Annotated in this window: 23 protein-coding genes; 20 read left to right on the top strand and 3 right to left on the bottom strand. The window is 64.4% G+C overall.

The features are described 5' to 3' along the window. Positions 1-2: 2 nt before the first annotated feature. Positions 3-1,469: an aldehyde dehydrogenase gene (locus tag H290_RS0125490; RefSeq protein ID WP_020109692.1), complete on the bottom strand. Its 1,467-nt coding sequence runs from the start codon at positions 1,467-1,469 to the stop codon at positions 3-5. Between the two features lie 66 nt (positions 1,470-1,535). Here H290_RS0125490 and H290_RS0125485 point away from each other — a divergent pair, with 66 nt between their 5' ends. The 19 genes from H290_RS0125485 (at position 1,536) to H290_RS0125400 (ending at position 20,206) form a co-directional block, all read left to right on the top strand. After that, positions 1,536-2,126 (top strand): TetR/AcrR family transcriptional regulator, encoded by a 591-nt coding sequence (locus H290_RS0125485; protein WP_020109691.1) that lies wholly within the window; start codon positions 1,536-1,538, stop codon positions 2,124-2,126. Further along, positions 2,123-3,340 (top strand): cytochrome P450, encoded by a 1,218-nt coding sequence (locus tag H290_RS0125480; protein ID WP_020109690.1) that lies wholly within the window; start codon positions 2,123-2,125, stop codon positions 3,338-3,340. Before H290_RS0125485 ends, H290_RS0125480 begins: the two co-directional genes overlap by 4 nt. Beyond that, positions 3,340-4,134, top strand: coding sequence for an SDR family oxidoreductase (locus tag H290_RS0125475; RefSeq protein ID WP_020109689.1), 795 nt, complete (start codon positions 3,340-3,342; stop codon positions 4,132-4,134). Before H290_RS0125480 ends, H290_RS0125475 begins: the two co-directional genes overlap by 1 nt. Continuing rightward, entirely contained in the window at positions 4,131-5,483 is a 1,353-nt protein-coding gene (locus H290_RS0125470; RefSeq protein WP_020109688.1) for a cytochrome P450, read from the top strand. Before H290_RS0125475 ends, H290_RS0125470 begins: the two co-directional genes overlap by 4 nt. A gap of 29 nt (positions 5,484-5,512) precedes the next feature. Beyond that, a complete protein-coding gene (locus H290_RS30980; protein ID WP_081631718.1) occupies positions 5,513-5,704 on the top strand; it encodes a ferredoxin in 192 nt (63 codons plus the stop codon). A gap of 15 nt (positions 5,705-5,719) precedes the next feature. Beyond that, positions 5,720-6,271 carry a hypothetical protein gene (locus H290_RS0125465; RefSeq protein ID WP_020109686.1) on the top strand — a complete coding sequence of 184 codons (552 nt, stop codon included), beginning with the start codon at positions 5,720-5,722 and terminating at the stop codon, positions 6,269-6,271. Continuing rightward, positions 6,265-7,536, top strand: coding sequence for a hypothetical protein (locus H290_RS0125460; protein ID WP_020109685.1), 1,272 nt, complete (start codon positions 6,265-6,267; stop codon positions 7,534-7,536). The genes H290_RS0125465 and H290_RS0125460 overlap by 7 nt, the downstream gene beginning before the upstream one ends. Further along, the gene (locus H290_RS0125455; protein ID WP_020109684.1) at positions 7,533-8,405 is read left to right on the top strand and encodes an SDR family NAD(P)-dependent oxidoreductase; all 873 of its coding nucleotides are present in this window, start codon (positions 7,533-7,535) and stop codon (positions 8,403-8,405) included. The genes H290_RS0125460 and H290_RS0125455 overlap by 4 nt, the downstream gene beginning before the upstream one ends. 34 nt (positions 8,406-8,439) lie before the next feature. Then, positions 8,440-9,321 (top strand): PaaI family thioesterase, encoded by an 882-nt coding sequence (locus H290_RS30440; protein ID WP_020109683.1) that lies wholly within the window; start codon positions 8,440-8,442, stop codon positions 9,319-9,321. Positions 9,322-9,612: 291 nt separating this feature from the next. Then, positions 9,613-10,386, top strand: a complete 774-nt coding sequence (locus tag H290_RS0125445; RefSeq protein WP_020109682.1) for a TIGR03084 family metal-binding protein — start codon at positions 9,613-9,615, stop codon at positions 10,384-10,386. Next, entirely contained in the window at positions 10,383-12,089 is a 1,707-nt protein-coding gene (locus H290_RS0125440; protein ID WP_020109681.1) for an acyclic terpene utilization AtuA family protein, read from the top strand. The genes H290_RS0125445 and H290_RS0125440 overlap by 4 nt, the downstream gene beginning before the upstream one ends. Then, positions 12,090-13,253 (top strand): acyl-CoA dehydrogenase family protein, encoded by a 1,164-nt coding sequence (locus H290_RS0125435; protein WP_020109680.1) that lies wholly within the window; start codon positions 12,090-12,092, stop codon positions 13,251-13,253. A gap of 32 nt (positions 13,254-13,285) precedes the next feature. Beyond that, positions 13,286-14,821, top strand: coding sequence for an acyl-CoA carboxylase subunit beta (locus tag H290_RS0125430; RefSeq protein WP_051122205.1), 1,536 nt, complete (start codon positions 13,286-13,288; stop codon positions 14,819-14,821). A gap of 6 nt (positions 14,822-14,827) precedes the next feature. Beyond that, positions 14,828-16,798 carry a biotin carboxylase N-terminal domain-containing protein gene (locus H290_RS0125425; protein ID WP_020109678.1) on the top strand — a complete coding sequence of 657 codons (1,971 nt, stop codon included), beginning with the start codon at positions 14,828-14,830 and terminating at the stop codon, positions 16,796-16,798. Between the two features lie 13 nt (positions 16,799-16,811). Continuing rightward, positions 16,812-17,969, top strand: coding sequence for an acyl-CoA dehydrogenase family protein (locus H290_RS0125420; protein WP_028463693.1), 1,158 nt, complete (start codon positions 16,812-16,814; stop codon positions 17,967-17,969). Between the two features lie 14 nt (positions 17,970-17,983). Then, a complete protein-coding gene (locus H290_RS0125415) occupies positions 17,984-18,742 on the top strand; it encodes an enoyl-CoA hydratase family protein (RefSeq protein WP_028463692.1) in 759 nt (252 codons plus the stop codon). Continuing rightward, entirely contained in the window at positions 18,739-19,341 is a 603-nt protein-coding gene (locus H290_RS0125410) for a TetR/AcrR family transcriptional regulator (protein ID WP_020109675.1), read from the top strand. The genes H290_RS0125415 and H290_RS0125410 overlap by 4 nt, the downstream gene beginning before the upstream one ends. A gap of 96 nt (positions 19,342-19,437) precedes the next feature. Continuing rightward, positions 19,438-19,896 (top strand): hypothetical protein, encoded by a 459-nt coding sequence (locus tag H290_RS0125405; protein WP_020109674.1) that lies wholly within the window; start codon positions 19,438-19,440, stop codon positions 19,894-19,896. After that, positions 19,883-20,206, top strand: coding sequence for a metalloregulator ArsR/SmtB family transcription factor (locus H290_RS0125400; protein WP_020109673.1), 324 nt, complete (start codon positions 19,883-19,885; stop codon positions 20,204-20,206). The genes H290_RS0125405 and H290_RS0125400 overlap by 14 nt, the downstream gene beginning before the upstream one ends. Here the strand turns inward: H290_RS0125400 and H290_RS0125395 are convergent. Beyond that, the gene (locus H290_RS0125395; RefSeq protein ID WP_020109672.1) at positions 20,181-20,402 is read right to left on the bottom strand and encodes a hypothetical protein; all 222 of its coding nucleotides are present in this window, start codon (positions 20,400-20,402) and stop codon (positions 20,181-20,183) included. The two genes, H290_RS0125400 and H290_RS0125395, sit on opposite strands and share 26 nt — an antisense overlap. On the opposite strand from H290_RS0125395, the gene H290_RS0125390 reads away from it, so the two are divergent. Next, entirely contained in the window at positions 20,401-21,210 is an 810-nt protein-coding gene (locus H290_RS0125390; RefSeq protein WP_020109671.1) for a crotonase/enoyl-CoA hydratase family protein, read from the top strand. The two genes, H290_RS0125395 and H290_RS0125390, sit on opposite strands and share 2 nt — an antisense overlap. Positions 21,211-21,285: 75 nt before the next feature. Here H290_RS0125390 and H290_RS0125385 read toward each other — a convergent pair whose 3' ends face one another. After that, positions 21,286-22,398, bottom strand: a complete 1,113-nt coding sequence (locus H290_RS0125385; protein ID WP_020109670.1) for an NDMA-dependent alcohol dehydrogenase — start codon at positions 22,396-22,398, stop codon at positions 21,286-21,288. Positions 22,399-22,404 lie beyond the last annotated feature (6 nt).

The following is a 22,404-nucleotide window of genomic DNA, read 5'->3' as shown; positions in this document are numbered from 1 at the left end:
CCTTATGCCGGTGTTGCTACCGCTTTGATTTCCAAATATTCTTCGAATCCGGCCACGCCCATCTCGCGGCCGATGCCGGACTGTTTGTAGCCGCCGAACGGGACGTCGGCGGAATACCAGATGCCGCCGTTGATGCCCATGGTTCCGGTGCGTACACCGTCGACGACCTTCTTGATCCGATCCGGGTCGGTGCCCCAGACTGCGCCGGACAGTCCGTAGGGGGAGTCGTTGGCGATGGCAATCGCGTCGTCGTCGCCGTCGTGCGGGATGATCACCAGGACCGGCCCGAAGATCTCCTCCTGGGCGACGCGGGCCGAGTTCTCCAGCCCCGAGATCAGGGTCGGCTCGATGAAGTAGCCCTTGTCCTTGTCGGCCGGCCGGCCGCCGCCGATCTCGATGGTGCCGCCCTCATCGCGCGCCAGCTTGAGATATCCCTCGATCCGCTCACGCTGCACGGCGGAGATCACCGGGCCGCAGATGGTTCCGGGATCGGTCGGATCACCCGCCGGGAGTCCGGCCAGCCCGGCCTTGACCAGTTCGATTGCCTCGCTGTACTTTTCGCGAGGAACCAACATCCGGGTTGTCAGTGCGCAGCCTTGGCCGGCGTGGGTCACCACGGAGAAGGCGGCCATCGAGCAGGCGGCGCCGAGGTCGGCATCGTCGAGGACGATGTACGCCGACTTGCCACCGAGTTCGAGGAAGACGCGTTTGAGCGTCTCGGCCGCGGCGACCATCACCTTCTTGCCGGTGGCGGTCGATCCGGTGAAGGAGACGACGTCGACGCGGGGGTCGGATGACAGCAACGCCCCGACGGCGTGATCACTCGACGTGACGATGTTGATGACTCCGGGCGGGAAATCGGTCTCCTCGGCAATCACCTTGCCCACCAACGCCGCACACCACGGTGTGTCGGGTGCGGGTTTGAGGACCACGGTGCAGCCGGCGGCGAGGGCCGGACCGATCTTGGCGAAATTGATCTGGTGGGGGAAGTTCCACGGGGTGATCGCACCGACCACACCGGCCGCCTCGCGCTGCACGGTGCGGTTGGTCTTGATTCCCATCGGCTTGGCGCGGCCGAGGTCGGTTTCCCACTCGTAGCTCTCGGCCAGGTCGGCGAAGTAGCCCAGGTCGTTGATGGGTCCTTCGAGCTGTGGACCGGACGTCAGGAATGCCGGGGCGCCGACCTCGGCGATGGTGATCTGGCGGAGTTCTTCGATGTGGCCGCCGAGTGCGTCCCGGAGTTGTCGCAGGCATTTCGCCCGAAAGGCGTGGTCGCGGGACCACGTGGTGGTGTCGAACGCGGTCCTGGCGGCGCCGATGGCGGCCTCCATGTCCTCGGTCGTGCCGTCGGCGGCATGGCCGATGACCTCTTCTGTTGCCGGATTGATGATCGCGAATGTGCCCCCCGTTCCCGGCACCAACTTTCCATCGATCAGCAGTTCGGAGCTGGTTTCTGGTCTGAGCGCCATCGCTGGTCGCCTCCTTCTGGACACGTGTCTGGACGTTGGTTTGAACGTAGTGTAACGTCAGTGTCCATGTCCAGTCCTGTTTCTTTCGAATCCACGCGCCGCCGGCTCACCACAGCGCAGGCGGAGACCGTCGGCAAGCTGACCGCCGCGGCGGTCGAGGTGCTCCGTGAGGACGGATATGACGCGCTCACCGTGAGGTCGGTCGCCAAGCGTGCCGGAGTGGCACCGGCCACCGCGTATACATACTTCAGCTCCAAGGGCCACGTTGTCGCCGAGCTGTTCTGGCGTCGGCTGGCCGAAAGCATCGTCGAGCCCAATCCGTCCTCACCGCGGGCAGATCGGGTGGCAGTGGTGCTGCGAGGGGTGTCGCTTGCCGTCGAGGACGACAGCCACCTCGCGCGCGCGGTGACCGCTTCATTGCTGGGCTCCGACCCTGATGTCGAGCATCTCCGGGTGCGTATCGGATTGCTGATCCGCCAACGGATCTCGGATGCACTTGTCGGTGACAGCGGTGAGCCTGTCGACGAAGGGGAGCTCGAAGCCCTGGAAATGCTCTACTCCGGCGCTCTGGTTCGCGCCGGTATGGGTTACGAATCGTATTCCGCCATCGCCGATCGGCTGGTTGCCGCGGCCAAACTACTGCTGGAGAAACGATGACAGCGCAGACGCAGCTTTCTTTTGACCCGTACGACTACAACTTCCACGAGGATCCGTATCCCACCTATGCGCGGCTGCGGGCCGAGGCACCGGTTTATCACAACGCGGACATGGACTTCTGGGCGTTCGCCAAGCACGAGGACGTCCGCACCGGGTTCCGCGATGCGGCGCGCCTGTCGAACAGCTGGGGTGTCTCGCTCGACCCGGCCGCCTACGGACCCGATGCACACAAGTCGATGTCCTTTCTGGCACTGGACGATCCGAAGCACATGCGCATCCGCAAGCTGGTGTCGAAGGGGTTCACGCCCAAGCGTGTTGCCGAACTGGCCGACCGGATCGGTGAACTCACACAGCAACATTGGAGTCGCTGCCTGGAGATGGGTGAGTTCGACTACGTCACCGAGTTCGCCGGACTCCTGCCGATGGACGTGGTCTCCGAACTGCTCGACGTTCCGGTCAGCGACCGCGCCCACCTGCGTACCCAGTCCGATCTCCTGATCCATCGCGACGAAGGGGTTTTCGACGTACCCGAGGCGGCGGTCTACGCGTATCTCGAATTGCATCGTTACTACTCGGAGCTGCTCGTGGCGCGCCGTAAGAATCCGGGAACCGACCTGGTGTCCGCGCTGCTCGATGCGGAGATTCTCGACGATGACACCGGTGAGAAGACCCGCCTCACCGAGGACGAGATCATCGGCTTCATGATCCTGATGATCGTTGCCGGCAACGAAACCACCACCAAATTGCTGTCCAACGCGGTGTACTGGGGCTGGCGTTTCCCGGACCAGCTGGCGATACCGATGAATGATCACGAATCTGTGCCGCAGTGGACGGAAGAGACTCTGCGATACGACAATTCAACGCAGATCGTGCTGCGGCGGGTGATCGAGGACGTCGAATACGGCGGCTACACCATCCCGGCCGGTCAGCGGGTTCTGCTGCTCCTCGGATCGGCCAATCGCGATGCAGATGTATTCGACGAGCCCGACCGCTACCTCATCGGCCGGGACAGTTCGCAGACCCTCACCAGTTTCGGCCTCGGGACCCACTTCTGCCTCGGTGCGCATCTGGCGCGACTGGAGGCGAATGTGGCTCTCTCCCAAATCGTCCAGTCGATCAATCAGGTCGACATCGACATCGACAACGCAGTCCGCGTGCACTCGGTGAACGTCCGCGGATTTGCCTCTCTCCCCATGAAGGTGAAGGTGCGCTGATGCCCCGTTTCCCAGCTCATCCCGACCGTCGTCCGGTCATCGTCGCCGGCGCATCGTCCGGTATCGGTGCCGCGACGGCGGTGATGCTCGGTGCCGCCGGGTATCCAGTTGCCCTGGGTGCCAGGCGAGTCGAGAAGTCGCAGGAGTTCGTCGATCAGATCAATGCGGCCGGGGGCGAAGCGGTGGCATTGCCGCTCGACGTCACCGACGTCGATTCGATCGACGAGTTCGTCACCAAGGCGGAGGCGCAACTGGGCCCGATCGAGATCGCTGTGTCCGGGGCCGGCGATTTGGAGCCGGGGCGCGCCCACGAACTCAGCAATGAGGATTTCGCGTCGCAGGTCAACATCCACCTCCTGGGAGCCCAGCGCCTGTTTCGCCGTGTCGTCCCGGAGATGATCAAACGCCAACGTGGCGACTTCGTATTCGTCAGCTCAGACGTCGTCATGTGGCCGCGACCGCAGATGGCGGCGTACGTCGCAGCCAAACGTGGTGTCGAAGGTCTCTCCGATGTCGCGCGAATGGAGCTGGAAGGCACCGGTGTTCGGTCCAGCCTGGTCCGTCCGGGGCAGGTCATGACCGGCATGGGCATGAACTTCACGGCGGAGGTCGCCGAATCGGTTCTCAACGACTGGGTTCCGTGGGGCCTGGCCCGTCACAGCAACTTCTTGAAACCAGAGCATCTCGCAACAGCCATCACGACCATCGTGTCCATGCCCCGCGGCGCGCACATGCGCCTGGTCGAGGTCGAGGCCGAGGCGCCGATCGCACGCAATGGAGGAGACACCAAATGACCCTGACCAAGCCGAAGCGCGTATCCGGTGGAGAAGGCGAACATGGCCACCTCGACGAACTCGCCAGCGACCCGATCGGGTTGTTCTGGCGGGTTCGCGAGGAATGTGGTGACGTCGGGGTGTTCCAGCTCGCCGATCGAGAGGTCGCGCTGGTCTCCGGTGCCGCCGCCAACGAGGTGTTCTTCCGGGCGTCGGAAGAAGACCTCGATCAGGCCGCCGCCTACCCGTTCATGACACCGATCTTCGGTGAAGGTGTCGTGTTCGACGCCAGCCCGGAACGTCGTTCGGAGATGCTGCACAACCAGGCGCTCAAGGGCGCGCACATGAAGCAGCATGCCATCACGATCCCCGAAGAGACCGAGCGCATCATTGCTCGCTGGGGTGACGAGGGTGAGATCGACCTGCTGGAATTCTTCGCCGAACTGACCATCTACACCTCGTCGGCGTGCCTGGTGGGCAAGAAGTTTCGGGAACAGCTCGACGGCCGGTTCGCGCATCTGTACCACGATCTGGAGAAGGGTACCGATCCGATCGCGTACGTCGACGCCTACGCCGACATCGAGAGCTTCCGCAAGCGTGATGCCGCTCGCATCGGCCTGGTGGAACTGGTGCAGGAGATCATGGACACCCGGATCGCAGGTGATCCGCCGACCGACGACGACCGCGATCTGCTCGACGTTCTGATCTCGATCAAGGACGAGGAGGGCAACCTACGGTTCACCGCGGACACGATCACCGGCATGTTCATCTCCATGATGTTCGCCGGTCACCACACCACCTCGGGTACCGCGGCGTGGACATTGATCGAACTCCTCCGGCATCCGGACTACATGGCTCAGGTCACCGCCGAACTCGACGAGATCTATTCGGGTGGAGCCGAATACAGTTTCGGAGCGATGCGGCAGATTCCCAAGCTCGAGTCGGCCCTCAAGGAAGCGCTCCGGCTGCATCCACCCCTCATCGTGTTGATGCGGGTGGTCCAGAACGACTTCGTGGTCGAGGATTTCCAACTCGAGCCCGGACAATCGATCGCGGTCTCGCCGGCCATCTCGAACCGGCTTCCCGAGGATTTCCCGAACCCCGACAGCTTTGACCCGGACCGCTATCTCGAGCCGCGTCAAGAAGATCTGGTGAACCGGTGGACCTGGATCCCCTTCGGAGCGGGTCGGCACCGTTGTGTTGGTGCACAATTCGCTATCATGCAGCTCAAGGCGATCTTCTCGGTGCTGCTGCAGAACTACGAGTTCGAGATGGCGCAGCCGTCGGAGTCGTACAAGAACGACCACTCGAAAATGGTTGTGCAGTTGGCGCAACCCTGCAAAGTCAAGTACCGCAAGCGCACCAGCTAGTGCCCAGAAATGTGGTGGAGGTGGATCCCGTGAGAATCGAAGTGGATTTGGACCTGTGTCAGGGGCACGGGATGTGTGAGATGGAAGCACCCGACATCTTCGAGTCCGGGCGCGATTCGGTGAAAATCCTTGACCCGCAACCAGACAGCAGTCATTCGGCAGACGTGGAGCGTGCTGTGCGTTACTGTCCGACTCAAGCCCTCAGAATTGTTGAAGAATGAAAGTTGGGTATTTCCATGTCATTTGAACGCGCTGAACTCGACGAGATGGTGGAACGCTGGCTGCAGGCCAACGTTGATTGTGAGAAGACCGGCGACTGGCGGCCACTCGCGGAGTTCTACACCGAAGACGCCACGTATGGGTGGAACTACGGGGCGAAGCACGATTTCATGGCCATCGGCCGCGATCAGATCCGGGACTACGCCATCGGATACGAGATGGACGGCCTCGACGGCTGGACCTACCCGTACCAGTCCTGGGTCATCGACGAGAAGACCGGGGACATGATGGGTCTGTGGAAGCAGATCTTCGAGGCCACCCGCGAAGACGGCACCCATTACGGCCTCGAAGGCATCCAGGGCAGCTGGTTCAAGTACGGCGGCAATTTCCAGTGGGCTTGGCAACGAGATTTCTTCGACTACGGCAACGTCACCGCGTTGTTCATGGAGATGATGACGGACGGAGTGATGAGTGCCGGAATGCAGGGCCGCATCGATCGGGTCCTGAATGCCAAAGAGCTACTGCCGGGCTGGTATCCACTGGGTAAGACGCCCGTCGAGATGTGGTGAACACCGCAATGTCGTACGCAGACCTCGATCGCGCAACTCTGGCAAGGCTTCTGCCCGAGCTGCTGTTGTCGGGACAATTGATCGACCGTTCCGGAATGGCTCACTGTATTGGTGCCTTCGGGCGAGAGACGATGGCGCAGATCGCAATCGAAGAGTGGATGGCGGCGAGCCCCGTCTACACGAAGCGGATGCGTGCTGCCCTGAAGATCACCGGTGACGGTGTGGCCGACATGTTCAAATGTCTGCAACTCGATATCGGGGCCCCACCGCAGTTCATGGATTTCCGATACACGATCCAGGACAAGTACCACGGTGAGTTCGTGTTGAATCATTGTGGCGCCCTGATGGATGTCGAACCGATGGGGGATGACTACGTCACCTCCATGTGCCACGACATCGAGGATCCGACGTTCGACGCGACTGCGATCGCCACCAACCGGCGTGCACGCATCCGTCCGATCCACCGGCCACCGCGCCGTCCCTCGGACCAGCACCCGCACTGTGCGTGGACCGTGACCATCGAACCCGACCGCGAGGAACTGCCTTTACCCGAGCAGTCGATCGTCATGTCGGCAACCAAGGCCGCCAACGTCGAGCTGTCTCCCATCGTGCCCGGTGGCGAAGGCCACGACGACTATGTCGGACCAGTATGGGAAGACCTGCGGTTCGCCGACTGGTCGCACTCGGCTCTGATCCGGATGGCGGAAGAGGTTGCGCTGCAGCATCAATTGCTGGCGCTGGGGTTTGTGATGTCGGTGCGGGGGAAGTCGGAGAGCGAGGCGCAGGCCACCGAAATCTTCCGCAAGCAGCTGACGGGCATTTCGGGCCTGACCGCCGATCGGCTACGGCATTGTCTCGGGGTCGACCAGGACGCGGAGTCACTGGCGGCGGTCCTGCGAGTGCATCCGATCCTCGGACCCGATCAGTATGTCGGCGCGCAGGTTTCGGTTCGCGGTTCGGGGGAGAACGCATCGGTTGAGCTGCGACTTCCGGGGAACTCCGATGCGAACGCGGACAGGGGCTGGATCGCGTACATCGATCCCGAGCACCTCGAGCCGGTCCTGGCGATGGCCTCCGCGGTGCATCCCACCTGGTCTGCGGTCTCCGGTCATCGCGACGGAGACGACCTGGTGATCGAGATCGCCCGTGGTGAGGCGATCAAGGAGTCGGGGGAAGTCGCCATCGCACGTTTTAGCGGCGGGGCGACCTTCGAGTTCGCCGACCGCGGTATCCCGTTGTCCATCACACCGGTCTCGGCGGGGTGAGCCCGAGGCCGCTGGCCGGCAAGCGGGCCGTGGTCGCCGGTTCCAGCCGGGGCATCGGTCTGGCAGTCGCGAGCCGACTGGCCGCGGAAGGTGCGTCGGTGGTGGTCAACGGCCGCGACGAGCCGACCGCGAAGGCCGCCGCCGCGCAGATCGTCGGTGACGGGGGCAACGCGGTACCGGTGGCCGGCAATGTGGCCGACACGGATGTCGCGGCGCACATGGTGTCCACGGCGCTGCGCGAGTTCGGGGGTCTCGACGTCGTCATCAACTGTGCCGGCGTGGCCGAAACCGACGGATCCTCGATCCTGACCATGACCACCCGGGACTTCGTTGCCCAGCTCGACGCACACCTGGTGAGCACGTTCGAACTGGTGCGGGCAGCGGCGCCGGTACTCGTCGAACAGGGTTCCGGCGCGGTGGTGACCACCGGCTCGGCGGCATCTGCGGGCAACTTCGGAGGCACCGGGTATCCGTCCGGCAAAGGCGGGGTCAACAGCTTGTCGCTGGCATTGGCAGCCGACCTGCGACCGCACGGTGTCCGGGTCAACGTCGTCTGCCCAGGCGGCAAGACGAGGTTGTCGACCGGTGCCGGATACGAGGCACACATCAGGGACCTGTTCGAGCGTGGTCTGCTCGACGAGTTCACCCGCGACGCCGCACTGGATCCGGCGCCGGCGGAATACGTCGCCCCGCTATACGCCTATCTCGCCAGCGATCTGGCCGCCGGGATCACAGGCCAGATCTACAGTGCTGCAGGTGGATTCATCGGAAAGTACCCGGCCTTCGAGCCGGCGTTCGTGGCATATCGGGGCCATGAGGACGACCCGCCCTACACGCTCGAGGAACTGCGAGGCATCCTCGCCGATTAAATATCGGTGCCCATCGCGTGATAGGCATGATTTCATGACCAAAGATCCCATGGCAACGCTCGGCATCGAGTATGTCACCGATGAACACGGGCGCCGGACGACCAGTCAGCTTCTGGGCAGTGCACTGGTGGACCATCGAGGCCAGATCGGGATGGCGTCGTACGCCACGCTGGCCGAGATCGTCGGGGGCTCGGCTTTCTACAATGCGCAGCCCGCGGGGTCCGCGACGGTGCAGTCGCGACTGTCGTTGTCGGTGGCGAGCCCGGTGAAGTTGGGAATCAAAGCGTCGGGTGCGGGCCGATTGGTCGGAAGTACCGGCGGGCACGGTGTGACGTCTGCCGAGCTGATCGATGACTCGGGTGCTGTCATTTGTGTGGCCACCGGGCGTGGTGTCGTGGTGAGCCGGGCCACGGGTGAGACGCCGCCGCTCGAGACCGGCCGTCCCGCCAGTTCTGTCGCGCCTGTCGAACAACCGCCGTTGCCGGAGCCACTGGATCCGGAACTGACCGGAAGACAGATCTTGTCCGGACTGGTCGACGGCTCGATCCCGGCCGGCCCGATCCAGGTGCTGCTGGGACTGCGCGTGGCTGTTGTCGGCGAGGACACCATCGAGCTGACCGCGACACCCACTCCCGGCATGGCCAACAAGATGGGCACCATGCACGGCGGCATCGTGACGGCGATCCTCGCGGAGGCGGCATCCCTGGGGACCGAGCTGTCGGCCAGAGCGGGCAATCGATATCACGTGGCCGACATCTCCGTGAGTTTCCTGCGGTCACCCGCCATCGATCAGGGTGACCTGACCGTAACGGTGAAGCAGATCAAATTCGGCCGACGTATCAGCTCCGTCTTCGCCACCATGGTTCAACCGGACGGCACAGTGGTCGCCCAGGCGACCGCCGACGCCACCGCCTAGCCACCCATCCGCCGAGCGTGCCGATCCAACCGCCGACCGTGCCAATCCAGCCGCCGGTCCGCCTCGCCACCGATCCGCCGAGCGTGCCGATCCAACCGCCGACCGTGCCTTAAACACCGTCGAGCGTGCCGAAGTTGCAGGTGCACAACCCATTTCGGCACGCTCAGCGGTAACGAGGGCACGGTCGGCGGTAACTTGGGCACGCTCGACGGAGGGGCGGGGGCGTAGGGGTAGGGCTAGAAACAAGCACGAGTGCTTGCTTATGTGGTCGGGTCGTGTCAGGCTGACCGCGTGAGCATCGTTGCCGAGCTTGTGGCCGACCTGTCTGCGGAGACCGACGTCGTCGACCGGATGGTGTCCGGATTGGACGAGAATGGCTGGAACACACCAACTCCCGCTGACGGCTGGGCAATCCGCGAGCAGGTAGCGCATCTGTCCTGGACCGACGCGCAGGCGTTTGCCGCGGCCACGGATCCGGCGGAGTTCGAAAGCGCCCTGGCGGTCGCCTGGCAGAATCCGACCGGTTTTGTCGACGTGGCTGCCCGGGAAGAGGCGCAGAAACCGGTGTCGCAGGTGCTCGATGAATGGCGGCAACGACGCCGTGCGCTCGCCGACGCGCTCGTTGCGGTCCCGGCGGGGCAGAAGCTGCCATGGTTCGGGCCGCCGATGTCTGCGGCGTCGATGGCGACGGCCCGGCTGATGGAGGTCTGGGCCCACGGCCTGGACATCGCCGATGCGCTCGGAGTCGTCAACCAGCCGACCTCGAGACTCAAATCCATTGCGCACCTGGGGGTTCGCACCCGCGACTTCGTCTATCAGGTCAACAATCAAACGCCCCCGGCCGAGGAGTTCCGGGTAGAGCTGCAGGCTCCCGACGGTTCGACGTGGACGTGGGGCCCCGAGGATGCGACCCAGCGAATCACCGGCCCGGTCCTCGACTTCTGTCAACTGGTCACCCAGCGCCGCCGCCCGGGCGACCTCGACATCGTGGCCACCGGCGACGACGCCCGCCAGTGGGTCACCATCGCGCAGTGCTTTGCCGGACCTCCCGGGGGTGGACGATGAGCGACGTCATTCGCATCGGCAATGCCTCCGGCTTCTACGGCGACCGGTTCTCCGCCATGCAGGAAATGCTCAGCGGGGGCGACCTCGACTGCCTGACCGGCGACTACCTGGCCGAGCTGACAATGCTGATCCTGGGTCGCGATCGGCTGAAGGACCCCAAGACCGGATATGCGAAGACCTTCCTGCGACAACTCGAGGCGAACCTCGGTACCGCGATGGATGCCGGCGTCACGATTGTCAGCAATGCCGGTGGGGTGAACCCCGCGGGACTCGCCGCTGCGATAGGCGAACTGGCCGAGAAGCTCGGAATGGCGCCGAAGATCGGGTATGTCGACGGCGACGACCTCGGCGGCCGGGCCGAAGACCTGGGACTGGGAACTCCGTTGACGGCCAACGCCTATCTCGGCGGTTTCGGGATCGCGGCGGCCCTGCGAGCGGGCGCCGACATCGTGGTCACCGGCCGTGTCACCGATGCCTCGCTGACAGTCGGTCCGGCTGCCGCGCACTTCGGTTGGGGCCCTGACGATCTGGACCAGCTGGCCGGAGCCGTTGCGGCCGGGCACATCATCGAATGCGGAACGCAGGCCACCGGCGGCAACTACTCTTTCTTCACCGAGATCAGCGACATGGGGCACCTGGGCTTTCCGATCGCCGAGATCTCGGCCGGCGGCGACGCCGTCATCACCAAACACACCGGGACCGGCGGTGCGGTCACCGTGGGCACCGTCACCGCGCAGCTGCTCTACGAGATCGGCGGTCCCCGCTACCTCGGCCCCGACGTGACGACCCGGATGGACTCGATCACCCTCACCGACCTCGGCGATGACCGGGTACAGATCAGCGGTGTGAAAGGCGAAACTCCGCCCGACACCCTCAAGGTTTCGCTCAATCACCTCGCCGGATTCCGCAACGAGGTGACGATGGTCTTGACCGGACTCGACATCGACGCCAAAGCCGAGCTCGCCCGTCGCCAATTCGAAGCCGAGCTGACCACCCGTCCAGCAGATCTGACCTGGACACTGACGAGGCTCGACCATGACGACGCGCCCAGCGAGCAACAGGCCAGTGCGCTGTTGCAGTGTGTTGCAAAAGATCTCGATCAGAAGGTGGTGGGTCGCCAGTTCTCTTCTGCCGCCGTCGAGTTGGCGTTGGCCAGCTACCCGGGCTTCACCATGACCTCCCCGCCCGGTGCGGGCTCGCCCTATGCGGTGTTCGAGGCCGGATATGTTCCGGCGCATCTCGTCACGCACACCGTGCACCTCGCCGACGGCACGACGGAGGTCATCGAGTCGCGGGTGGCGACTGATCCGGTGGCACCCGAAACGGTGGCCGAGCCGCACACTCCGGTACCGGGCACCCAGTGGGGTCCGACACGTGTTGCGCCGCTGGGCGAGATCGCCGGAGCCCGCAGTGGTGACAAGGGCGGCAACGCCAATGTCGGTGTGTGGGTGCGGAATCGAGAACACTTCGAGTGGCTGGCCGCGACCCTGACCACCGAACTGTTCAAACAATTGATCCCGGAGGCGGAGAACCTCGAGGTCCACCGCCACGAACTACCGAATCTTCTCGCTGTGAACTTCGTGATCGACGGGATACTCGGCCGCGGTGTGGCCGACAACGTCCGCTTTGATCCGCAAGCAAAGGGACTCGGGGAGTGGCTGCGTTCGCGCCACGTCGCGATCCCGATCCGATTTGGAGGATAGATGAAAGTCCTTGAGTCCAAGGTGTGGAACACGTCTGAACGTCAGCAGTTGCGTGACACCGTCCGGATATTCGCCGAGCGGCACATCCTGCCGTTTCAGGATGAGTGGGAGCGCAGCGGTGAGCTGCCGCTCGATCTGCACAAGCAGGCAGCCGAGGCGGGACTGCTCGGACTGGGCTTCCCGGAGTCCGTCGGCGGAAGCGGCGGCGACCTGATCGACGCCACCATCTGCGGTGAGGTGCTGCACGGCAGTGGCGTGTCGGGTGGCGTGTTCTCGTCGCTGTTCACCTGTGGAATCGCGCTACCGCACCTGATCGCGGCGAATGATCCTGAGCAGATCAAGAAGTGGGTGACACCGACCCTGGCGGGTGAGACGATCGGCAGCCTTGCGATCACCGAACCGGGCGGCGGCAGCGACGTCGGGCACCTGACCACATCGGCTGTTCGCGACGGCGACGAGTACATCGTGAATGGCTCCAAGACCTACATCACCTCCGGTGTCCGTGCCGATTTCGTGGTGACTGCCGTCCGAACCGGCGAACCGGGAGCCGGTGGTGTCTCACTGCTGGTGGTCGAGAAGGGCACCCCGGGGTTCACCGTCACCCGCAAACTCGACAAGATGGGCTGGCGCGCATCGGATACCGCTGAGTTGTCCTACGTCGACGCGCGCGTTCCGGTCCGTAACCTGGTGGGCGCCGAGAACTCCGGGTTCTTCCAGATCGCCGGTGCGTTTGTCACGGAGCGGGTGGGACTTGCCGTCCAGGCTTACGGAAGTGCCCAGCGCTGCCTCGACCTGACCCTCGACTGGGTGCGGAGTCGCGAGACGTTCGGTAAACCGCTCATCGCGCGTCAGTCGGTCCAGGAGACGGTCACCGAGATGGCGCGCAAAATCGATGTCGCCCGGACCTATACGCACGCGGTGGTCGATGCCGCGATGGCAGGCGAAACCGATCTCATCGCGGAGGTCTGCTTTGCCAAGAACACAGCGGTCGAAGCTGGTGAATGGGTGGCGGACAAGGCTGTTCAGCTCTTCGGCGGCGCCGGCTACATGACCGGCACCGAGGTCGAGCGTCAATACCGTGATATGCGGATCCTCGGGATCGGCGGTGGCACCACCGAGATACTCAACGGTCTCGCGGGCAAACGGCTGGGGTACCACTCGTGAGTACCGCCGGGGCCGGCTCGGCCGCAGAGACGATGCTCACCAAAATCGGTGAGCTCGAGGAGTTGTTCGCTGCCGCGCTGGCCGGTGGCGGGGAGAAGAAGGTCGCCCGCCACCGCGAGCGCGGCAAATTGCTGGCGCGGGAACGGATCGAGCTGCTCATCGACGAGGACAGCGCGTTCCTCGAGCTCGCTCCGATCGCGGCATATGGATCCGAGTTCCCGGTGGGTGCCTCCATCGTCACCGGTATCGGCGTGGTGGAAGGGGTCGAATGTGTGCTCATCGCCAACGACCCCACCGTTCGCGGAGGCACCTCCAACCCCTGGACCCTGCGTAAGGGGCTGCGGGCCAATCAGATCGCGCTGGAAAACCGGCTGCCACTGATCAACCTGGTGGAGTCCGGGGGAGCAGACCTGCCGACGCAAAAGGAGGTTTTCATCCCCGGCGGGGCCATGTTCCGCGACATCACCCGGTTGTCGGCGGCCGGCATCCCCACCATCGCACTGGTTTTCGGAAACTCCACGGCCGGCGGCGCCTATCTGCCGGGGATGTCGGATCACACGGTGATGATCGAGGGGCAATCCAAGGTCTTCCTCGGTGGTCCGCCGCTGGTGAAGATGGCCACCGGCGAGGTCAGCGACGATGAATCACTGGGTGGTGCACAGATGCATGCCCGGCAGTCCGGTCTGGCCGACTACTACGCCGCCGACGAGCAGGATGCGATTCGACTCGGCCGACGGATCGTCGCCCGGCTCAACTGGCACAAGCAGGGGCCGGGTCCGGTGGCACCGTCCCTCGACCCCAAATACCCCGCTGAGGATCTACTCGGGATCGTTCCCGGTGACCTCCGGATCCCGTTCGACCCGCGCGATGTGATCACCCGGATCGTCGACGAGAGCCTCTTCGACGAGTTCAAGCCCGAGTACGGTTCGTCGCTCTGCACCGGGTGGGCGCGTATTCACGGCTATCCGATCGGGATCCTGGCGAACGCGCAAGGCGTGCTGTTCAGCGCCGAGTCGCAGAAGGCAACCCAGTTCATCCAGCTGGCCAACCGATCCAACACCCCGCTGTTGTTCCTGCACAACACAACCGGGTACATGGTGGGGCAGGAGTACGAGCGTGGCGGCATCATCAAACATGGCTCGATGATGATCAATGCGGTGTCGAACTCGACTGTCCCGCACATCTCGATGCTGATCGGTGCGAGCTACGGCGCCGGGCACTACGGGATGTGTGGAAGGGCCTTCAACCCCCGCTTCCTGTTCAGTTGGCCCAGTGCCAAATCCGCGGTGATGGGTGCAGCCCAGCTCGCCGGAGTGATCTCGATGGTCGCGCGCAGTGCCACCGAAGCCCGCGGCGGCACCGTGGATGAAGAGGCGGACGCCGGGATGCGGGCCATGATCGAGGCCCAGATCGAGAAGGAATCGATGCCGGCGTTCCTGTCCGGAATGCTGTACGACGACGGCATCATCGATCCGCGGGACAGCAGAACTGTTCTCGGACTGTGCCTCTCGGCGATCGACAACGGACCCGTGCAGGGTACGAGCAACTTCGGCGTTTTCCGGATGTGATGGGTGATGACTGACAAGAACGTGACCTCTGTGCTCGTCGCCAACCGGGGCGAGATCGCCCGGCGGGTGTTCGCGACCTGCCGCCGGCTCGGGATCGGCACCGTCGCGGTGTATTCCGACCCGGACAGCGGCGCGCCCCACGTCGGGGAGGCCGACGTCGCGGTGCGACTGCCGGGCAACACCTCCGCCGAGACCTACCTCGATGCCGCGAAGGTGATCGCCGCAGCTCTGGCCGCCGGTGCCGACGCGGTCCACCCCGGCTACGGATTCCTCTCGGAGAACGCCGAATTCGCGCAGGCGGTCCTCGATGCCGGTCTGACCTGGATCGGGCCGGATCCCGCCGCGATCGTGGCGATGGGATCGAAGGTCAATGCCAAGGCGATGATGAGCCAGGCGGGCGTCCCCACCCTGGACAACCTCGACCCGGCCACCGTGACCGCCGACCAGTTGCCGGTCCTGATCAAGGCCTCGGCCGGTGGCGGCGGACGCGGCATGCGCATCGTCCGCGACCTCGGGCAACTCGCTGAACAAGTCGAAGGTGCCCGCCGGGAGGCGTTGTCGGCGTTCGGTGACGACACCGTGTTCTGCGAACCGTTCATCGAACGGGGCCACCACATCGAGGTACAGGTACTCGGCGACAACGACGGCACCATGTGGGCCGTCGGTGAACGCGAGTGCTCGATCCAGCGCCGGCATCAGAAGGTCATCGAGGAGGCACCGTCACCACTGGTGGAGCGTGTCGGAACCGGACTGCGCGACAAGCTGTTCGACGCCGCCCGCGCCGCCGCATCGGCCATCGGGTACACCGGGGCCGGGACCGTGGAGTTCCTTGCCGACGATGACGGCCGGTTCTACTTCCTGGAGATGAACACCCGGCTGCAGGTGGAACATCCGGTGACCGAAGAGACCACCAAACTCGATCTCGTCGCCTGGCAACTGCAGATCGCCCGCGGTGACCTGTTGCCGCCACATCCTCCGCAATTGCGGGGACATTCGATCGAGGTCCGGCTGTACGCCGAGGATCCCGCTGCCGACTGGCAACCGCAGTCCGGACGATTCCATCGGTTCGCAGTTGCTGCCGACGTCCGGTTCGGACGGCTCACCGAACCCGGTGTGCGCGTCGATTCCGGCATGATCGACGGCGGCGAGGTGTCGACCCTCTACGATCCGATGCTGGCCAAGGTCATCAGCTGGGCGCCCGACCGCAACTCCGCGATCAACATCCTGGCCCGGGCGCTGGCGTCGGCGCAGTTGCACGGACCCCGCACCAACCGCGACATGCTGGTGAACATGTTGCGGCACCCCGATTTTCGGAGCGGCAACACAACCACCAAGTTCATCGACGAGGTGGGACTCGATGTGCTTGCGGCTCCGCTGGCCGACGACAGCCAAGTGCGCCTCGCCGCGGTTGCGGTGGCGTTGGCGGACGCCGAGATCAACCGGCGGCGCTCGGGTCGACCGCTGCCCTCGGGCTGGCGCAACCTTGCGTCGAGCCCGCAGTCCAAGAGCTACCAATACGGTGAGCGCGAGATCTCGGTCGACTACCGCCACACTCGCGACGGTGTCGTCCTGCCCGACGATCCAGGCGTCACGGTGACCCGAATCGACAGCGATGCAGTGGTTCTCACCGTTTCCGGGGTGGATCGGAAGTTTACGGTCGGCCGCAATGGTGAGAGCGTGTGGGCCGACTTCGCCGGCGGCTCGGTGGCGCTGGTCCGCCAGGCCAGGTTTGTTGACCCGGCCGAGGTGAATGCGCCCGGCTCGTTGCTGGCGCCGATGCCGGGCTCGGTCATCCGGGTGGCGGTGACACTCGGTCAACAGGTCACCCGCGGCGAACCGTTGATGTGGCTCGAGGCGATGAAGATGGAACACACGATTGCCGCCACCGCGGACGGGATCGTCGAAGAACTCCCGGTGGCACCGGGACAACAGGTGTCGGTGGGAGAAATCCTTGCCGTGATAGCCGAAAGCAACTGAGGGAGAAGACATCGTGAGTTTTGTGGAGACAGCCGAGCAGAAGGCGTTGCGCAGTTCGGTGGCCGCACTCGGTGGTCGATTCGGGCATGAGTACTTCTTGGATTGTGCCCGCAGCGGCCGCAAGACGGACGAACTGTGGTCCGAGGCGGGCAAACTCGGCTTCATCGGTGTGAACCTGCCCGAGGAGTACGGCGGTGGCGGCGCGGGTATGTACGAACTGGCGATTGTGATGGAGGAACTCGCGGCCATCGGCAGCGGTCTGCTGATGATGGTTGTGTCCCCGGCCATCTGCGGCAACGTGATCGCCCGATTCGGCACCGACGAGCAGAAGCAGACCTGGTTGCCGGGCCTGGCCGACGGATCGATCACGATGGCATTCGGGATCACCGAACCCGATGCCGGGTCCAACTCCCACAACATCACCACCACGGCCCGGCGCGATGGCGGCGACTGGTTGCTGTCGGGACGAAAGATCTACGTCTCGGGTGTTGATCAGGCGCAGTCCGTGCTCATCGTGGCGCGCACCGAAGACGCGAAGACCGGACGGCTCAAGCCGGCGTTGTTCATCGTTCCCACCGATGCGCCGAACTTCGAGTTCAATCAGATCGAGATGGATCTGGTCAATCCCGAAAAGCAGTTCCTGTTGTTCCTCGACGATGTCCGGCTGCCCGCCGATGCCCTGGTCGGATCGGAGGACGCGGCGCTGAGTCAACTGTTCGCCGGACTCAATCCGGAACGAATCATGGCGGCTGCCAGCGCGGTCGGGATGGGTCGGTATGCACTGGGCCGTGCGGTCGAGTACGTCAATGAGCGGACTGTCTGGAAGACGCCGATCGGCGCGCACCAGGCCATCGCGCACCCGCTGGCCGTCGGCAAGATCGAGATGGAGCTGGCGAAGCTGATGATGCAGAAGGCGGCGACGTTGTACGACGCCGGTGATGACTGGGGCGCGGCCGAGCCGGCCAACATGGCGAAGTACGCAGCCGCGGAGGCGTGCGTGAAGATCGTCGATCAGGCAGTACATTCCTTGGGCGGCAACGGATTGTCGACCGAATACGGTCTGGCACCGATGCTGAATCTGTGTCGGATCGCGCGGGTCGCGCCGGTGAGCCGGGAGATGATCCTGAACTTCGTGGCGCAGAACAGCCTCGGCCTTCCCAAGTCGTACTGACGGCGATGAGTCCGATGAGCGAAGTTGTCCGATACCGCGTCGATTCTGCGATTGCCACCATCACGCTGGATTCGCCCGCCAACCGCAACGCGATCTCTGCGGCACTGACCGAGCAGCTCGCCGGACGGTTGAGCGACGCCGCCGGTGATCCGGAGGTCCGGGCAGTCGTGCTGACGCATACCGGCGGAACCTTCTGTGCCGGAGCCGATCTCAGTGAGGCGGGGACGGCGCGTCCCGAGGTGATGATTGACCTGATGCGGTTGATCCTCGAGTTGCCCAAGCCGGTGATCGGCCGGATCGACGGTCATGTCCGTGCTGGTGGATTCGGGTTCGTCGGGTCCTGCGATCTGGTGGTCGCGGGGCCGGCGAGCACGTTTGCTCTGACCGAGGTCCGGATCGGCGTGGCGCCGTCGATGATCTCGCTCGCCGTTCTCCCGCGACTGACCTCGCGGGCGGCCGGACGATACTTTCTCACCGGCGAGAAGTTCGATGCGACGACCGCTGAGGAGATCGGCCTGATCACCGTTGCCGCCACCGACTCGGCGGCCGTCGATCAGGTGGTTGCGCAATGGTGCGATGACCTACGAAAGGGGTCGCCGCAAGGTTTGGCGGCCGGTAAGAAGCTGACCACCGCGGCCATCCTGGCCGGGTTCGATGCCGATACACAGCGGTTGGCGTCGGAGTCGGCGGCGCTGTTCGCCTCGGATGAGGCCAGGGCAGGCATGACGGCGTTTCTGAACAAGCAGTCGCCGCCGTGGGTGGTCGAGCGATGACCCGGGGCACCACGCGGTCACCGCAGCAGGATCGCAGCCGAGCGACCCGTCAGCGGCTTCTCGACGCCACCATCGATGTGTTGGCGGCCGATGGATGGGCAGCCTGCAGTGTGGGTGTGGTCGCGACCCGCGCGGGGGTCTCTCGTGGTGCGGCTCAACACCATTTCCCCACGCGCGAAGACCTGATCACAGCGGCGCTCGAGCACGCCTTCGAACTCCTCACGGAGCGCGCCGCTGAGGAAGCCAACCGTTTGCCTCAGGGTGAGAGGCGAATCGAGGTCGCGGTTTCGACCGCCGTCGAGTTCTACACCGGTGTGGAGTTCAAGGCGGCCCTGCAGGTGTGGTGCGCGGCGGCCTCCGATCAGGCGCTCAAGGAGCTGATACTTCCGCTCGAGGGACGATTTGGCGTTGCGGCACATCGGATGACGGTGCAGATGCTGGGCGTCGACGACAGCGATCCGCGCATTCACCGGCTGGTGCAGGCCACCCTCGACTTCGCTCGCGGACTGGGTCTGGCAGACACGTTGTCCGACGACTCCGCACGACGCAAACAGGTGGTGGCCACCTGGGCCCAGGTGTTGCGCGAATCGTTGTCCTGATCGGCGCAGGAGCATTATGCAACCCGGGGGTTGCATGATGAGGGGTGATGTGCAATCATTTGGTTGCAGAAAAAAATTCATCGACCCGAGGAAGCCATGACTGTAGAACTTGATCGCATCGAAAAGCAGATCGACATCAACGCGCCGGCCGGGCGCGTCTGGACACTGATCTCCGAACCGGGCTGGTTCATCAACAACGAAGAGATCACCGACCACCGCATCGAGACGTCGGGGGATGTCAGCATCATCCACGATCCGAAACATGGTTCATACGCATTCCGAACCGTGACGCTCGACCCGCCGAAGTACGCGGCATTTCGCTGGATGGCAGACGTGGACGACGCCGCGAGCGCATCGACTCTCGTCGAGTTCTGGATCGACGAGACATCCGCCGATTCAGTGACTCTCAGGGTTCTCGAGAGCGGCTTTGCCTCCCTGCCGGGTGATGCCGCCGCGCGACGCAAGAGGCTCGACGAGAACACCGAGGGCTGGACCATCGAGCTCGGTGTCGCGAAGCGGTACGTCGAAAATGTGCACGCCGATGCCCGTGGCTGAACCGGCTCTGCCTGTTGTTTTCGCGGCGCTGGCCGATGACACCCGCTGGAATCTGTTGGTGCGGCTGGGCAAGTCATCCGCCTCGGCCTCGGCGCTGGCCGCCGAGTTCCCGGTGTCCCGTCAGGCGATCGCCAAACACCTTGCAGTACTGGAGGAAACCGGGCTTGTCTCGTCGGACAAAGTGGGCCGCGAAGTGCGGTTCACCGCAGTCGGTGCCCGGCTGAGTACGGTTGCCCGCGAATTGGAGGGCATCGCCTCCGGGTGGGATCGCCGACTGGCCGCGATCAAGGAGCAGGCCGAAAACCCTTGACCGTGCCGACAACACCGTCGACCGTGCCCACAACACCGCCGACCGTGCCGAACGGACCGTTGACCGTGCCCTGGTTGCACATCGCGGATCGTGCCACAGTTTCTTTGGCACGCTCGCGGGTGATGTGGGCACGTTCGACGGTCCGTTTGGCACGCTCGACGGATTCTGGGTGGGTGGTCTGGTAGGAACGGTTCATGACGCAAACCCCGAACGCAGACACTGTGGTGACGTGCGACGTGAAAGATGGGGTCGCGCAGGTGCGGCTCAATCGTCCGGACAAGATGAACGCGCTCAACGGGGCGATGTTCGAGCAGCTCACAGCGGTGGGCGAGGAACTCATCACGAGGACCGATGTCTCCGCGGTGGTCCTCGCCGGTGAAGGCCGTGCCTTTTGCGCGGGTCTGGACATGGCGGAGTTCGAGCGGATGGCGTCGGGGGCCGAGGCGGTGGTGATCGAGCGCCCCCGGCTCGGCGCTGCAGCCGCGCTGGGGCAGCAGGCCGTGCACGTCTGGTCATTGGTGCCTGTGCCGGTGATCGCAGCCGTGCACGGTGTGGCGTTCGGTGGGGGATTGCAGTTGGCTCTCGGCGCCGACATCCGGATTGTCGGGCCGGAGACCAAACTGTCGGTGATGGAGATTGTCTGGGGGCTGATTCCCGACATGACCGGAACCCAGATCCTTCCCGAACTCGTCGGCCGCGACGTGGCCAAGGAATTGGTCTTCACCGGTCGTCAGATCTCCGGAACCGAGGCGCTCACACTGGGTTTGGCCACCCGGACCCATGCGAATCCGGTCGTCGCGGCAACAGCGCTGGCCACCGAGATCGCCGGGAACTCCCGAAATGCCCTGGTGCATGCCAAGGCGCTGCTGGAACTGGCCGGCCGGACCGATCTGGCCGCGGGATTCGACGCGGAGCAGGTCGCGATCCGGGAACTGATCGGTTCCCCGGAGCAGATCGCGGTGGTGCGCGCCCGCCAGGAAAGCCTGGCCCGCAACAAGAAGTGAGCCCAGCGTGCAACCCCCACCGAGCTCCGAGGGGTGAGAGCCGATGGGGGTTGCCGAAGGCCGCAGAGGGCCGGGCTATGCGGCGTGGTGGATCACACCGCGAATGTTCTTGCCGTCACGCAGATCCTGGTAACCCTCGTTGACCTCCTCGAGGGTGTAGGTCTTGGTGATCAGCTCATCGAGCTTGAGCACTCCGGCGTCGTACATCCGGAGCAGTTTGACGATGTCGTACTGCGGGTTCATCGAGCCGAACAGGCTGCCCTTGATGGTCTTCTGGTTGAGGGTCAGGTCGGTACCCGACACCTGAACGGTCAGTTTCGCCGGATTGGCGAGACCGGTGATGACCACCGTGCCGCCCTTTCCGATGACCGCGGTCGCGGCCGACACGACTTCCTGATCCACCGTGCCGACCAGGATCAGCGCAGCATCCGCACCCTGGCCCCAGGTCAGCTCGCTCACCTTCTCGGCCGCACTGGCAGCATCGGCAAACGCATGTGTCGCACCGAACTTCAACGCGGTGTCGCGCTTGAGAGCGACCGGATCAACCACCACGACGTACTTGCAGCCGGCACCGACAGCACCCTGAACGGCGTTGATCCCGAGTCCGCCGATGCCGTAGATGACGGCGGTGTCTCCATTGCGCAGATTGCCGGCGTTCACCGCGGTACCCCAGCCCGAGGGGACACCACATCCGACGAGGACCGCGGTTTCCAGGGGAAGCCAGTCGTCGACCTTGACCACCGAGTGCTGCGAGATGGTGGCGCGCTCGGCAAACGTGCCGAGCATGCACATGGCGCCGAAATCCTGTCCGCCACCATGGAATCGGAACGATCCGTCGGGCATCGAACCCTCCAGGATCGTGGCGCCCATGTCGCAGAGATTCTGGCGGCCGGTCGAACAGTAGCGGCAGGTGCCACAGTTCGGGATGAAGCTGCAGACGACGTGGTCGCCGGGCTTGACCTTGGTCACGCCGGGCCCGACTTCTTCGATGATGCCCGAGCCCTCGTGTCCGCCGACGATGGGGAAGCGCGGTGGCAGATCCCCGTCGGTCAGGTGCAGATCGGAATGACACAGACCGGCGGCGGTGTATTTGATCAGAACTTCACCCGCGCCCGGACCGTCGAGATCGAGCTCCATGATCTCGAACGGCTTGCCGACCTCGAGCAGTACTGCTGCCTTGGTTTTCATTGTTCT

The organism is Nocardia sp. 348MFTsu5.1 (assembly GCF_000383535.1).
Classification (GTDB): domain Bacteria; phylum Actinomycetota; class Actinomycetes; order Mycobacteriales; family Mycobacteriaceae; genus Williamsia; species Williamsia faeni.
The sequence above is the reverse complement of the archived record's forward strand: the minus strand, read 5'-3'. Positions and strand labels throughout refer to the sequence as shown.

Coding starts and splice junctions, on each gene's coding strand:
- H290_RS0125490 (WP_020109692.1), bottom strand. CDS start 1,469: ATGGCGCTCAGACCAGAAACCAGCTCCGAACTGCTGATCGATGGAAAG.
- H290_RS0125485 (WP_020109691.1), top strand. CDS start 1,536: ATGTCCAGTCCTGTTTCTTTCGAATCCACGCGCCGCCGGCTCACCACA.
- H290_RS0125480 (WP_020109690.1), top strand. CDS start 2,123: ATGACAGCGCAGACGCAGCTTTCTTTTGACCCGTACGACTACAACTTC.
- H290_RS0125475 (WP_020109689.1), top strand. CDS start 3,340: ATGCCCCGTTTCCCAGCTCATCCCGACCGTCGTCCGGTCATCGTCGCC.
- H290_RS0125470 (WP_020109688.1), top strand. CDS start 4,131: ATGACCCTGACCAAGCCGAAGCGCGTATCCGGTGGAGAAGGCGAACAT.
- H290_RS0125465 (WP_020109686.1), top strand. CDS start 5,720: ATGTCATTTGAACGCGCTGAACTCGACGAGATGGTGGAACGCTGGCTG.
- H290_RS30440 (WP_020109683.1), top strand. CDS start 8,440: ATGACCAAAGATCCCATGGCAACGCTCGGCATCGAGTATGTCACCGAT.
- H290_RS0125440 (WP_020109681.1), top strand. CDS start 10,383: ATGAGCGACGTCATTCGCATCGGCAATGCCTCCGGCTTCTACGGCGAC.
- H290_RS0125435 (WP_020109680.1), top strand. CDS start 12,090: ATGAAAGTCCTTGAGTCCAAGGTGTGGAACACGTCTGAACGTCAGCAG.
- H290_RS0125430 (WP_051122205.1), top strand. CDS start 13,286: ATGCTCACCAAAATCGGTGAGCTCGAGGAGTTGTTCGCTGCCGCGCTG.
- H290_RS0125425 (WP_020109678.1), top strand. CDS start 14,828: ATGACTGACAAGAACGTGACCTCTGTGCTCGTCGCCAACCGGGGCGAG.
- H290_RS0125415 (WP_028463692.1), top strand. CDS start 17,984: ATGAGCGAAGTTGTCCGATACCGCGTCGATTCTGCGATTGCCACCATC.
- H290_RS0125410 (WP_020109675.1), top strand. CDS start 18,739: ATGACCCGGGGCACCACGCGGTCACCGCAGCAGGATCGCAGCCGAGCG.
- H290_RS0125405 (WP_020109674.1), top strand. CDS start 19,438: ATGACTGTAGAACTTGATCGCATCGAAAAGCAGATCGACATCAACGCG.
- H290_RS0125400 (WP_020109673.1), top strand. CDS start 19,883: ATGCCCGTGGCTGAACCGGCTCTGCCTGTTGTTTTCGCGGCGCTGGCC.
- H290_RS0125390 (WP_020109671.1), top strand. CDS start 20,401: ATGACGCAAACCCCGAACGCAGACACTGTGGTGACGTGCGACGTGAAA.
- H290_RS0125395 (WP_020109672.1), bottom strand. CDS start 20,402: ATGAACCGTTCCTACCAGACCACCCACCCAGAATCCGTCGAGCGTGCC.
- H290_RS0125385 (WP_020109670.1), bottom strand. CDS start 22,398: ATGAAAACCAAGGCAGCAGTACTGCTCGAGGTCGGCAAGCCGTTCGAG.